This is a genomic window from Streptomyces sp. WAC00040 (assembly GCF_056835925.1).
This window is the reverse complement of record NZ_JAKQZE010000003.1, coordinates 593,536-606,625: the sequence shown is the minus strand read 5'-3', so window position 1 is coordinate 606,625 and position 13,090 is coordinate 593,536. Positions and strand designations below refer to the sequence as shown.

The following is a 13,090-nucleotide window of genomic DNA, read 5'->3' as shown; positions in this document are numbered from 1 at the left end:
CGGAATCGGCCCCTGGCCCGTCGGCGGGAGAGCCGAGGCGCAGGGACCGGAGGCCCTAGAAGGCTGCGTTGAAGATGACCCCGGCCAGTAGCCCGCCGATGATGGGTCCCGCCACCGGCACCCAGGCGTAACCCCAGTCGGAGGTGCCCTTGTTGGGGACCGGCAGCACGGCGTGCACGATGCGCGGGCCCAGGTCGCGGGCCGGGTTGATGGCGTAGCCGGTCGGGCCGCCGAGCGAGAGGCCGATGCCGACGACCAGCAGCGACACCAGCAGGATGGAGATGCCCGAGCCGTAGATCCCGGCGTCCTCACCGGGGATCTGCCCGATGCCGATGCCGTCGTTCCTCCCGAACGCGAGGAGCGGGAGCACGAGTCCGATCGTGGCGATGACCTCGGTGAGGACGTTCGCCCACGGCTTGCGGATCTCCGGACCGGTCGCGAAGATCCCCAGCGTCGGCTGGGCGTCGGCGATGTTCGCGTTCGCCTGGAACTGCGCGAAGTAGACGAGGTAGGCGAGTACGGCGCCGAGGACCGCGCCCACCATCTGCGCCAGGATGTAGAGCGGTACCTTGCCCCATTCCCCGGTGTCGACGGCGAGTCCCACGGTCACGGCCGGGTTGAGGTGGCCGCCCGACAGGGGGGCGGCGGTGTACGCGCCGGCCAGTACGCCGAAGCCCCAGCCGAAGGCGATGACGACCCAGCCGGCCGCCCTGGCCTTCGAGTGATGCAGTGTGACGGCGGCACAGACGCCCGCGCCGAAGAGGATGAGTATCGCTGTTCCGATGACCTCGCCGAGAAATATGTCCGAGTTGCTCATGGCGGCTCCTTGGCCCTCACCCGGGACACCGGCCCCGGCCCTCCGTGCAGGGTTCGCGCTCCATGTGCGTTCCCATGGATTCCATGGCTGCGGAGCCGAGGGCAGGGTAGGTCCCCGCCAAGCCCGGCGTCCGTGACGAGCGTGGTGAGCGTGTGCGGCGGCCTGCGGGGCTGCCGACGAACAGGCAGTTTTCACCTGCCGTGATGGACCGTCAAGGTCGCCGACAGCACGCGCAGTTCACGGCCGGTGCTGGACACCGCCGCCGGGAACGTCAAGGTACTCCGGACGCTCGCCGGATGCCCACGACCGTGGAACCATGGCCGAAAGGGCCCCCGTCCACGGTGACCGCGGCACACGCCAGGGACCCGCCGGTCGCCGACGGTGCCGCCCGCCTGCCGGGTCGGTTCACGCGCGGCCGAGCGTCGCGTCATGTCAGGGGTGTGCCACGGGAGGAACGGGCCGTCAGCGGTTCTCCGCCAGCCACTTGGCCGCGATCTCGGCCAGTTCCCCGTCCTTGCCGGACAGCATCATCCGGATCATCTGCACGTCACCGCGGAGCGACCACGCGGGATGCCCGAACGTCGCCGGGTTGTTCTTCTCGATGAGGAAGTGGGCCGGCCACGCCGTTCCGTACCCGATGAGCGGCAGGGCGGCCAGATACCGCTTCCGCCCCCGCGCCAGCCCGTACACGCTGACCGCGAGCCCGGTCAGCGTGCCCGTCAGATGCACCCAGCGGGTCGCCGCCCGCGAGTGCATCGCGACGTAGTAGGGCCAGAACTCCTCGTACGACTCGAACGTCTGCTGCTGCGCCATTCCCGCACGGTAGCCGCCACGGCGCGCGGCGTCAGCCCACCCGGTGCCCTGCCACCGAACGCACGGCGACGGGGAAGTCGAAGTACGTGCCGGGGAACGGCTCCGGCTTGTACGTGAAGTGCCACCACTCCTCTGGCAGGTTGACGAACCCGACCGCCGCCAGCGTGCCCCGCAGCAGGTCGCGGTTGGCGCGCTGTTCGCCGGTGACCCGCGGGTCGTCCGTGTGCGACAGTGTGTCGAAGCAGTCGTAGCCGGTCCCCATGTCGACTGAATTGTCCGGGAAACGGTCGTCCTGCGGCGCGTAGCACGGCACGAGCGCCTCACCGGGGACGTACGGACGCGTGGGCGCCGCAGGCAATCGCACGATCGTCAGGTCCACCGTGCTGCCCCGGCTGTGGCCGGACTTCTCCGCGATGTAACCGTCGGCGAACAGCCGCGACTTGTCGACCTGCGGATAGAACTCCTCCTTCATCGCCTCGTCCTCGAGATCCTTCGCCCACCGGACGAAGTGGTCGACGGCGCGTTGCGGGCGGTAGCAGTCGTACACCTTCAGTGAGTAGCCCTGCCGCAGCAGCTGTGACTGCGCCCTGCGCAGGGCCTCGGCCGCCGGGCGCGTGAGGATGCACACCGGTTGCCGGTAACCGTCCACCGGCTCTCCCACGAAGTTGTGCTCCGTCGTGTAGCGCATCTCCTGGATGATCGTCGGCGTCACGGTGCGCAGCGCCACGAACTCCCGCGGCGCCTTCGGCTCCGGAGCGGCCTGCGCGGTGGGCGATGCCACCGACGTGACGCAGAGCAGAGCCGCGGCCGCGGCGGTCAGCATTCGGACGGCTGAACCAAGTCGAGTCATGCCCACCGTTTATCAGTAACCGCTCCTCGCGCAAAGGGTGATCGGATACAGTCCGCGCGTGTCCAAGGACTCCCACTGCGGCCATTGCGGAGCGCCGTACGGCGCGGAAGCAGGCTGGCCGCGCACCTGCCCGGCATGCGGAACGACCGCCTACCGCAATCCGCTGCCGGTCGCCGTCGCCCTTCAGCCAGTGCACGATCCCGCCCACGGCACCGGCCTAGTCGTCATCACACGCACCATCGAACCCGCCCGCGGCGGAACCGCCCTGCCCGGCGGTTTCATCGATCACGGCGAGGACTGGCGGCACGCCGTGGTCCGCGAACTGTGGGAGGAGACCGGTATCAGGGCCTTGGCGCACGAGGTGCGGCTCGCCGACGTCCTCAGCTCCCCGGCAGGCCACCTCCTCGTGTTCGGGCTGCTGCCGAAACGCCCCGCGGCGGCTCTGCCGCCGTTCGTCCCTACCGCGGAGACCGGCGGCCGGCGGCTCCTGCACACCCCGGAGCCCTTGGCCTTCCCGCTCCACACCATCGCCGCACGCAACTGGTTCGCCGGCGCCTACGACCGCTGACGTCGCGCCCGCCTCATTCGAGTCCCCGCACGAGCACCGGCCCCTCCACCGCCGACTGCCCGTCGTCCGTGGCCCGTTCCACCACCACACGCCCGTCGGCCAGCCGTGACGTGTACCGCTCGATCTCCGGCTCCGTCCACCCGTCGCCGGCGTCCCGCACCACCAGGCCGCCGCCCCTGCGCCCCGCGGCCGGCGCCCACACCTCCAACCCGACCCGGCCCGACCGCATGCCGCCGTACCGATTGCCACCGCCCGGGGCCCCGCCGTCGTCGTCGAGCACCGGAAGCACCGCCCCCGCCCGCGCGAGCACCGGGATCCGCGACGGCGGCGCGTCCACCAGCACCTGCCCGGGACCCTCGTAGGGACGGCCCGAGCCCGTGTCGTACCACCGTCCGCGCGGCAGCCGCACGGCCCGCCGGTCGGCCCCGGGCTCCAGGACCGGCGCCACCAGCAGCGAGTCGCCCAGCAGGAAGGCGTCCTCGCAGTCCCGCAGGGCCCGGTCCCCGGCGGAACGCCACCACAGGGGACGCACATACGGCGCCCCGGTCAGCCGCGCAAGGTGCGCCAGGGTCATGAAGTACGGCCCGAGCCGCTCCCGCTCCACCAGCACGGCCCTCGCGTGCGCCGTCACTTTGGGCCCGTACAACCAGGGCGCCGCGGAATCCCGCACCCGCAACAGCGGCAGATACGCCGACAGTTGGAGCCGGCGCAGATACAGCTCGGCCGACATCCCGTCGGCGCCCTCCACGTCCGGGCCCGCGTACGGGACGCCGCAGAGCCCGAGGCCCAGCACCAGCGACAGCGCGGCACGCAGCCCCGGCCAGCCCGCCGTCACGTCCCCCGCCCAGCTGCCCCCGTACCTCTGCATGCCCGCCCAGCCGGAACGGGAGACAAGAAAGGGCCGCTCGTCGGGGAGCAGCCCGCGCATCCCCTCGTACGCGGCCCGCGCCATGGTCAGCCCGTAAACGTTGTGGGCCTCCCGGTGGTCACCGCCGCGGCCCTCCAGCACGTGCCGTGACGAACGGGGGAGCGTCGCGCCGGCGAACGCCGCACAGGACACCGGCTCGTTCCCGTCCAGCCATACACCGGCGAAGCCCTCCGCGGCCCCCCGCCCGGCCAGCTCTCCCCACCACTCGCGCACCCGCGGATCCGTGAAATCGGGGAACACGCAGTCCCCCCGGCCGGCCGTTCCCCGCACCTCCGAACCTGCGGCGTCCCGGACGAAAAGCCCCGCCGCAGAGCCCTGCCCGTACAGCACCTCCCCGGGCCGGGCTCCCACCGCCGGACCCAGCCCACGCGCCAACCGCACCCCGTCCTCACGGAGATCCTTCGCCAGGACGGAAAGCCGGGGAAAACCGTCGAGGTCCGCCGCGGGCCCGGACGGCGCACCAGGGAGGCCGCCGCCGACATGGACCGCGGACAGCGGCAGCCCGCCCTCCCGATGGGCGTCGACCGCGCGGCGCACGTCCTCCTCGCCCCCGGCCGGCAGGACATGCTGCGGGCCCAGCGCCCACGACGGGGGCAGCGCCGCCCCGCCGGTCAGCTGCGCCCAGCCGCCGAGGACGCGCGCCGGTGTGCCCACCAGCACCCAGCTGCGCAGCGGCCCGCCGTCCATCCGCACCTCGACCGTGCCGGGCCTGTCGTGCCCGGAACCGGCGCCCTCCTGGCCCTCGCGCACAATGACGCGGCCGTCCCACGTGTTGTCGTGGAACGCCAGGTGGCAGCCGGCGTCGGCCACCACGGTCTGCACCGGCATCGTGATGTGCAACGGATCCTCGCCGGGGCCGAACCCCGCCAGCGGCGCCGTGTTCCACAGCCGGTACGACCCGTCACGCAGCCGGGGGCCGGACCCCCGGCCGCCGAGGCCGAACACCCGGGCGTCGGCCGCGATCTCACTGCGCTGCACCCAGCGGGCCGGGCCCCCTTCCACCGGCTCCCACCAGCGCGGAGGCAGGTCCCTGCGCAGCACTACGCCGCCGGGTGTACGGATCTCCACCGCGCCGTGCCGGGAGACGGCGACCGTCAGCCGCTCGGACACCACCTGCCAGCCGCCGTCCTTGTCCGGCTCCAGCCCTGCCCGCGGATCCGGCTCCGGGGCAGCACCGGCCAGCGCGTACGACGGCTCCGGCCGCGCGTCGTCCCAGCCACGGAACACCGCCCCGCCCACCGTCACCATGATGTGCAGCTCGGAACGGGCGAACCTGACGGTCCCCCCGCCCGGCAGCGGCTCCGCACCCTCCGCCGGCCCGGGCACTCTGGCCCGCTCGGCACCCCGGGGCGGCAGCCCCACGGCATCGGCCCGGTGCCGGCGCCACGCCGAGCGCATCGCACGCAGCCCCTGTGCCGTACCGAGAGTTGTCACCGCGCGCACCAGATCACGACCGTCCATGCCGTTCACCCTGCCACCGGGCAGGGAGCTCCGACGCGCTGTTCAACTGCCGTTCACCCATGGTGGGAGCACATATTCGCCACGCCGACCATGGGGGATCCGCCCTGGTGCGAATGACGATCACATGGCATCGTCCTGTCAGCCGCGTCCGCGCACACCCCGCTCGTGCGCGGCGCACGCATACGCCGCGTAGAGCCAGCCCGGGAGCCGCCCCATGACATCAGCAGCGAACCAAGCCCCTCTCTGGCGGCCCGACCCCGACCGCATCGCCGCCGCTCGCCTCACCCGCTTCCAGGCCTGGGCGGCCGAGCACCACGGGGCTCCGGCCGAGGGGGGATACCAGGCGCTGCACCGCTGGTCCGTCGATGAGCTGGAGACGTTCTGGCAGGCGGTCGCCGAGTGGTTCGAGATCCGTTTCTGCACCCCCTACGCACGCGTGCTCGCCGACCGCTCGATGCCCGGTGCCCAGTGGTTCCCCGGTGCCACACTCAACTACGCCGAGCACGCCCTGCGCACCGCCGAGGACCCGGCGCGCGCACATGACCCCGCCCTGCTCCATGTGGACGAGACACATGAGCCGACACCCATCAGCTGGTCCGAGCTCCGCCGCCAGGTCGGAGCGCTCGCCGCGGAACTGCGCGCCCTCGGCGTACGTCCCGGCGACCGCGTCAGCGGCTACCTCCCCAACATCCCGCAGGCCGTCACCGCCTTTCTCGCCACCGCCGCCGTCGGCGCCGTCTGGACCTCCTGCGCCCCCGACTTCGGTGCCCGCAGCGTCCTCGACCGCTTCCAGCAGGTCGAACCCGTGGTCCTGTTCACCGTCGACGGCTACCGCTACGGCGGCAAGGAACACGACCGCACGCAGACGGTCGCCGAACTCCGCCGCGAACTGCCCACACTGCGCGCGGTCGTCCACATCCCGCTGCTCGGCACCGACGCCCCTGAAGGCACCCTCGACTGGTCCGCGGTGACCTCGGGAGACGCCGAGCCGGTCTTCGAGCAGGTCGCCTTCGACCACCCCCTCTGGGTGCTCTACTCCTCGGGCACCACCGGCCTCCCCAAGGCCATCGTCCAGTCCCAGGGCGGGATCCTGCTGGAGCACTTCAAGCAGATCGGCCTGCACTGCGACCTCGGCCCCGGCGACCGCTTCTTCTGGTACACCTCCACCGGCTGGATGATGTGGAACTTCCTCGTCTCCGGCCTGCTCACCGGTACCACCGTGGTCCTGTACGACGGCAGTCCCGGCTACCCCGACACCGGCGCCCAGTGGCGCGTCGCCGAACGCACCGGTGCCACCCTGTTCGGCACCTCCGCCGCCTACGTCATGGCCTGCGCCAAGGCCGACGTCCACCCCGGACGGGACTTCGACCTCTCCCGCGTAAAGTGCGTCGCCACCACCGGCTCCCCACTGCCGCCCGACGGCTTCCGCTGGCTCCACGACGAGGTGGCGGACGACCTGTGGATCGCCTCCGTCAGCGGTGGAACGGACGTGTGCAGCTGCTTCGCCGGCGCCGTCCCCACGCTCCCTGTCGAGATCGGAGAACTCCAGGCCGCCTGCCTCGGCACCGACCTCCAGTCCTGGGACCCGCAGGGCAAGCCGGTCATCGGCGAGGTCGGCGAACTGGTGGTCACCAACCCGATGCCGTCGATGCCCGTCCGTTTCTGGAACGACCCCGACGGCAGCCGCTACCGCGACAGCTACTTCGAGATGTACCCGGGCGTATGGCGGCACGGCGACTGGATCACCATCACAGACCGGGGCTCCGTGATCATCCACGGCCGCTCGGACTCCACGCTCAACCGCCAGGGCGTCCGCATGGGCTCCGCCGACATCTACGAGGTCGTCGAACGCCTCCCCGAGATCCGCGAGTCCCTCGTCATCGGCCTCGAGGAACCGGACGGCGGCTACTGGATGCCGCTCTTCGTCCACGTGGCGGAGGGCGCCGTCCTCGACGACGCCCTCCGCGCCCGGATCAAGCAGTCCATCCGCGAGAACCTCTCACCGCGCCACGTACCGGACGACATCATCGAGGTCCCCGGCGTCCCCCACACACTCACCGGCAAGCGCATCGAGGTCCCGGTCAAGCGGCTCCTCCAGGGCACCCCGCTCGCCAAGGCGGTCAACCCGGGCTCCGTCGACAATCTCGAGCTCCTCGGCTTCTACGAGGACATCGCCCGCAACCGCACGTGAGCCGGGCCGGGCCCGGACCCTCTCCAGAGAGCAGGTCCGGGTCCAGGGCGGCTGCCGGAGCCGATTGTCAGTGCCTCCCACTACCGTGAGTCACGAATCATCGACAGCGCACTGGGGGAATCGGCATGGCGCACACCAAGCAGTCCAAGCGGACCGGCACCAACGCATCGCTGCGGCGCGCATTGCGCCGCGAAGTCCCGAGCACGGTCGGCATCCTCGCCGACGAACAGGACTTCACACGGATGCGCCGCTACCGCACCTTCGCCTTCGACGACTACCCGGCCTACCTCAGGCAGTCGGAGCAATTGCTTAAAACCCTGTCCGCCCAGCAACTCCACACGTCCGTCGCCCTCTTCGACCCCGAGGAGTTCGCCGAGTACTGCGCGGAGGCCGGCATCGATGCCGACGCCCCCGCCGGCCGCAGCCGTTTCACCGCGGAGCTCGCAGCCCGCGGCGCGAACGTCCCCTACACCGGCCAGCCGCTGGGAACCCTGCTGCCCAAGCTGATCGACAGGACCGTCCGCCGGGCCACCTGGGAGTACGCCACCCTGCTCCTGGCCGGCCTCGGCACGTGCGCCGACTGCGGCCAGGACATCGGCAGGTCCGCCTTCGACCGGGCGTCGAGCATCCTGATGCGCCTCCTCGAAGTCGCCGGGCCCGGGGAGCACCACCTCGTCTGCAGCGTCCCGGGTCCGGACGAGCAACTCCTCGCCGTGCTCCACGCCCAGGGCGGCACAGCGCCCTCCGCCCGGATCGACGCGGAGGAAGGAGCCGAGTTCGTCACCGTCGTTGCAGCCGGTATCGCGCTCGAGAGCACCGGCGGACTGGTCCTGCGCACCAGCACGCCGGACACCGCCGACCGCGTCCACGGCTGGCGCCTCCACCAAGGGCACCTGGAGCCGCTCACCGCCGGCGAGGTGTTCAGCGCCTACTGCACCGACGCGGCCACCGGCGACCCGCTTTCGCCGGAACCGGGCGTCGAATACTGCGCGGGCTTCCCCGTCACCACGGACGACCCGCACAGCCACCACTGACGGCAGAAGGGGCTTCCCGCCGTCGGCGGGAAGCCCCTTCTGCACCATCGTCCGGAGAGTGCCTACTCCCCGGAAAGCACCGCCTGCGCGGCCGTCCGGGCCTCCTCGGCGGTGTCCGACGCACGCGCCGCGGCCGCCGCACGCTCGCACTGCGCCAGCGTGTACTTCGCCAGCGTCGCTCGCACGTACGGGATCGACGCGGCGCCCATCGACAGCGACGTCACACCGAGACCGGTCAGCACACAGGCCAGCAGCGGATCGGAGGCGGCCTCACCGCACACACCACAGCTCTTGCCCTCGGCCTTGGCGGCCTCCGCGGAAAGTGCCACCAGGTCGAGCAGCGCCGGCTGCCACGGGTCCTGCAGCCGGGACACCGCACCCACCTGCCGGTCGGCGGCGAAGGTGTACTGCGCGAGGTCGTTCGTCCCCAGAGACAGGAACTCGACCTCCTGAAGGATCGACCGGGCCCGCAAGGCCGCGGAAGGGATCTCCACCATGGCCCCGAACTTCGCCTGCAGCCCCGCCTGCCGACACGCGTCCGCGAACGCCTTGGCATCGGTACGGTCCGCCACCATCGGCGCCATGACCTCGAGGTAGACGGGCAGCCCCTGCGCCGCCTTCGACAGCGCCGACAGCTGCGTCCGCAGCACCTCCGGGTGGTCCAGCAGCGAACGCAGGCCGCGCACACCCAGGGCGGGGTTGGGCTCGTCGGCCGGCGTAAGGAAGTCGAGCGGCTTGTCCGCGCCGGCGTCCAGCACCCGCACGACCACGCGGCCCTCCGGGAACGCCTCGAGCACCTTGCGGTACGCCTCGACCTGCTTCTCCTCCGACGGCGCCTGCTTGCTGTCGTCCAGGAAAAGGAACTCGGTACGGAACAGACCCACGCCCTCGGCCCCGGCGTCCACCGCCGCAGGAACGTCCGCCGGTCCGCCGACATTGGCCAGCAACGGAACCTTGTGCCCGTCCGAGGTGGCCCCCGGCCCGCTGGACGCGGACAGCGCGGCCTTGCGCTCCGCGGCGGCACGCTCCATCTGCGCACGCTTCTCGTCGCTCGGCTCCACGAAGATCTCGCCGGTACTGCCGTCGACGGCGATCAGTGTGCCCTCCGCGAGCTCACCCGCCCCCGGCAGCGCGACCACGGCAGGCACCCCGAGCGCCCGCGCGAGGATGGCGCTGTGACTCGTGGGCCCGCCCTCCTCCGTGACGAACCCGAGCACCAGGGCCGGGTCCAGCAGCGCGGTGTCCGCCGGCGCCAGATCGCGGGCGATCAGTACGTACGGCTCGTCGCTGTCCGGCACACCCGGCATGGGCACGCCCAGCAGCCGTGCCACGATCCGGTTCCGCACGTCGTCCAGATCCGCGACCCGGCCGGCCAGGTACTCGCCGGCCCCTGCCAGCAGAGCCCGGTAGGCCGCGAACGCGTCGTAGACCGCACGCTCGGCGGTGCTGCCGACGGCGATACGGCGGTCGACGTCGGAGATCAGCTCCGGGTCCTGCGCCATCATGGCCTGCGCCTCGAGCACGGCCTGCGCCTCACCACCGGCCAGGTTGCCCCGTGCGATGAGGTCGGCGGCCACCGCTTCGACGGCCTGGCGGGCGCGCCCCTGCTCGCGCTCCGCGTCCTGCGCGGGAATCTGCTTGGCCGGCGGCTCCAGAACCGCCGTGCCCATGTGCCGCACCTCGCCGATCGCCACTCCGTGGCTCACGCCGACGCCTCGCAGCGTTGTCTCCATTTCACCGTCTCCGATTGAGCGGCGGTCCAGCCGCCGCGATGGATGTCCGACTCTCCGTCACCGACGTCGGCGGTTCACTGCCAGCCGAAGAGGCTTTCCCCGGCCTTCACGTCCCCGTTCTCACGGACATCGGACAGGGAGTCGGGTGTGGCCTCGAGTGCCACGACCGGGCAGATCGCGGACTTCCCCGCGGCCTCCACGGCCGCCGGGTCCCAGCGCACCACGGACTGGCCGCGCCGCACCGAGTCGCCCTTGTTGACGAGGAGCTCGAAGCCCTCGCCGTTGAGCTGCACCGTGTCGATACCGAGGTGCGTCAGCACACCGTGCCCCTCGTCGTCGACGACGACGAAGGCGTGCGGGTGGAGGGACACGATGATGCCGTCCACCGGAGAGACCGCCTCCGACGGCTCACGCACGGGGTCGATGGCCGTCCCGGGCCCGACCATCGCACCGGAGAACACCGGATCGGGCACGGCCGCGAGACCGATGGCCCGGCCGGCAAGAGGGGACGTCACTGTGGTCATGGAGCCTCCCAGGGGCGGAGATTCGGCAGGCGTCGTCAGTGCTGGGACCGGACGGCGCGCTGCTCTGAAGAGTAGGTCATGAGAAGTCCTAGTTCCGCCCGTGATCTACCAGTTGACGGACCTAGGTGTGCACTGGAAAGGATTTGCGTCATCTGCCGGCGGAGTTGTAGTCTCGTACCTCTGTTGGACCCCAACGCGACGCTGAGTCGGGGGTTGCCGGCAGCACCTGTCAGGGCGAGATCCTAACTGGTCTAAACCACTGGACGTCCTCCGGGACGACCGTCTGGTGGTGGTCAGGAGGGCCGGAAAAGCCTGATAGTGTTTGAAACACCGAAGGGAAGCGCCCGGAGGGCCCCGAGAAGGGCTCGAAGGAAGCGTCCGTTCCTTGAGAACTCAACAGTGTGCCAAAAATCAACGCCAGATATGTTGATACCCCGTCCATCTTCGGATGGTCGAGGTTCCTTTGAAAAAGTCCATCCCGTTTGCGGGGTGGCAATCACAGCGAGGACGCTGTGAACGACCGGTCTTATTCCGACCGGTTGTTCCGCTCTTCGGATGTGCACCCGATCACGGGTAAACATTCATGGAGAGTTTGATCCTGGCTCAGGACGAACGCTGGCGGCGTGCTTAACACATGCAAGTCGAACGATGAACCTCCTTCGGGAGGGGATTAGTGGCGAACGGGTGAGTAACACGTGGGCAATCTGCCCTTCACTCTGGGACAAGCCCTGGAAACGGGGTCTAATACCGGATAACACTGCGGATCGCATGGTCTGCGGTTGAAAGCTCCGGCGGTGAAGGATGAGCCCGCGGCCTATCAGCTTGTTGGTGGGGTGATGGCCTACCAAGGCGACGACGGGTAGCCGGCCTGAGAGGGCGACCGGCCACACTGGGACTGAGACACGGCCCAGACTCCTACGGGAGGCAGCAGTGGGGAATATTGCACAATGGGCGAAAGCCTGATGCAGCGACGCCGCGTGAGGGATGACGGCCTTCGGGTTGTAAACCTCTTTCAGCAGGGAAGAAGCGAAAGTGACGGTACCTGCAGAAGAAGCGCCGGCTAACTACGTGCCAGCAGCCGCGGTAATACGTAGGGCGCAAGCGTTGTCCGGAATTATTGGGCGTAAAGAGCTCGTAGGCGGCTTGTCGCGTCGGATGTGAAAGCCCGGGGCTTAACCCCGGGTCTGCATTCGATACGGGCAGGCTAGAGTGTGGTAGGGGAGATCGGAATTCCTGGTGTAGCGGTGAAATGCGCAGATATCAGGAGGAACACCGGTGGCGAAGGCGGATCTCTGGGCCATTACTGACGCTGAGGAGCGAAAGCGTGGGGAGCGAACAGGATTAGATACCCTGGTAGTCCACGCCGTAAACGTTGGGAACTAGGTGTTGGCGACATTCCACGTCGTCGGTGCCGCAGCTAACGCATTAAGTTCCCCGCCTGGGGAGTACGGCCGCAAGGCTAAAACTCAAAGGAATTGACGGGGGCCCGCACAAGCAGCGGAGCATGTGGCTTAATTCGACGCAACGCGAAGAACCTTACCAAGGCTTGACATATACCGGAAAGCATCAGAGATGGTGCCCCCCTTGTGGTCGGTATACAGGTGGTGCATGGCTGTCGTCAGCTCGTGTCGTGAGATGTTGGGTTAAGTCCCGCAACGAGCGCAACCCTTGTTCTGTGTTGCCAGCATGCCCTTCGGGGTGATGGGGACTCACAGGAGACTGCCGGGGTCAACTCGGAGGAAGGTGGGGACGACGTCAAGTCATCATGCCCCTTATGTCTTGGGCTGCACACGTGCTACAATGGCCGGTACAAAGAGCTGCGAAGCCGTGAGGCGGAGCGAATCTCAAAAAGCCGGTCTCAGTTCGGATTGGGGTCTGCAACTCGACCCCATGAAGTCGGAGTTGCTAGTAATCGCAGATCAGCATTGCTGCGGTGAATACGTTCCCGGGCCTTGTACACACCGCCCGTCACGTCACGAAAGTCGGTAACACCCGAAGCCGGTGGCCCAACCCCTTGTGGGAGGGAGCTGTCGAAGGTGGGACTGGCGATTGGGACGAAGTCGTAACAAGGTAGCCGTACCGGAAGGTGCGGCTGGATCACCTCCTTTCTAAGGAGCACATGGCCGACTGCGAGCGAATGACTCGCACGGTTGCTCATGGGTGGAACGTTG

Annotated in this window: 9 protein-coding genes and 1 rRNA gene; 4 read left to right on the top strand and 6 right to left on the bottom strand. The window is 69.7% G+C overall.

The window, feature by feature from the left end; translation table 11 throughout:
* Positions 1–55: 55 nt before the first annotated feature.
* The 3 genes from MDN94_RS28210 to MDN94_RS28200 all read right to left on the bottom strand — a co-directional run bounded on the left by MDN94_RS28210 (position 56) and on the right by MDN94_RS28200 (position 2,480).
* Complete coding sequence (locus tag MDN94_RS28210; protein ID WP_482728708.1) at positions 56–817, bottom strand: MIP/aquaporin family protein; 762 nt, start codon at positions 815–817, stop codon at positions 56–58.
* A gap of 462 nt (positions 818–1,279) precedes the next feature.
* Positions 1,280–1,630: an Mpo1-like protein gene (locus MDN94_RS28205; protein WP_441265221.1), complete on the bottom strand. Its 351-nt coding sequence runs from the start codon at positions 1,628–1,630 to the stop codon at positions 1,280–1,282.
* Positions 1,631–1,661: 31 nt separating this feature from the next.
* Positions 1,662–2,480 (bottom strand): M15 family metallopeptidase, encoded by an 819-nt coding sequence (locus MDN94_RS28200; protein WP_482728707.1) that lies wholly within the window; start codon positions 2,478–2,480, stop codon positions 1,662–1,664.
* 58 nt (positions 2,481–2,538) lie between these two features.
* Here MDN94_RS28200 and MDN94_RS28195 point away from each other — a divergent pair, with 58 nt between their 5' ends.
* A complete protein-coding gene (locus tag MDN94_RS28195) occupies positions 2,539–3,048 on the top strand; it encodes an NUDIX domain-containing protein (protein ID WP_482728706.1) in 510 nt (169 codons plus the stop codon).
* 13 nt (positions 3,049–3,061) lie between these two features.
* Here the strand turns inward: MDN94_RS28195 and MDN94_RS28190 are convergent, their stop codons facing one another.
* On the bottom strand, positions 3,062–5,437 hold the full coding sequence (locus tag MDN94_RS28190; RefSeq protein ID WP_482728705.1) for a glycoside hydrolase family 31 protein: 2,376 nt from the start codon (positions 5,435–5,437) through the stop codon (positions 3,062–3,064).
* A 214-nt stretch (positions 5,438–5,651) separates the two neighbouring features.
* On the opposite strand from MDN94_RS28190, the gene MDN94_RS28185 reads away from it, so the two are divergent.
* Both MDN94_RS28185 and MDN94_RS28180 read left to right on the top strand, forming a co-directional pair.
* A complete protein-coding gene (locus MDN94_RS28185; protein WP_482728704.1) occupies positions 5,652–7,628 on the top strand; it encodes an acetoacetate--CoA ligase in 1,977 nt (658 codons plus the stop codon).
* 125 nt (positions 7,629–7,753) lie between these two features.
* Positions 7,754–8,662 (top strand): hypothetical protein, encoded by a 909-nt coding sequence (locus MDN94_RS28180; RefSeq protein ID WP_482728703.1) that lies wholly within the window; start codon positions 7,754–7,756, stop codon positions 8,660–8,662.
* 62 nt (positions 8,663–8,724) lie between these two features.
* Here the strand turns inward: MDN94_RS28180 and ptsP are convergent, their stop codons facing one another.
* Together ptsP and MDN94_RS28170 are read right to left on the bottom strand one after the other, a co-directional pair.
* Positions 8,725–10,395, bottom strand: a complete 1,671-nt coding sequence (gene ptsP / locus MDN94_RS28175; protein ID WP_482728702.1) for a phosphoenolpyruvate--protein phosphotransferase — start codon at positions 10,393–10,395, stop codon at positions 8,725–8,727.
* Positions 10,396–10,469: 74 nt separating this feature from the next.
* The gene (locus tag MDN94_RS28170) at positions 10,470–10,919 is read right to left on the bottom strand and encodes a PTS sugar transporter subunit IIA (RefSeq protein ID WP_482728701.1); all 450 of its coding nucleotides are present in this window, start codon (positions 10,917–10,919) and stop codon (positions 10,470–10,472) included.
* Positions 10,920–11,499: 580 nt separating this feature from the next.
* Between MDN94_RS28170 and MDN94_RS28165 the strand changes: the two genes are divergently transcribed.
* Positions 11,500–13,027: ribosomal RNA gene (locus MDN94_RS28165) — 16S ribosomal RNA — on the top strand.
* The last annotated feature ends 63 nt before the right edge of the window (positions 13,028–13,090 follow it).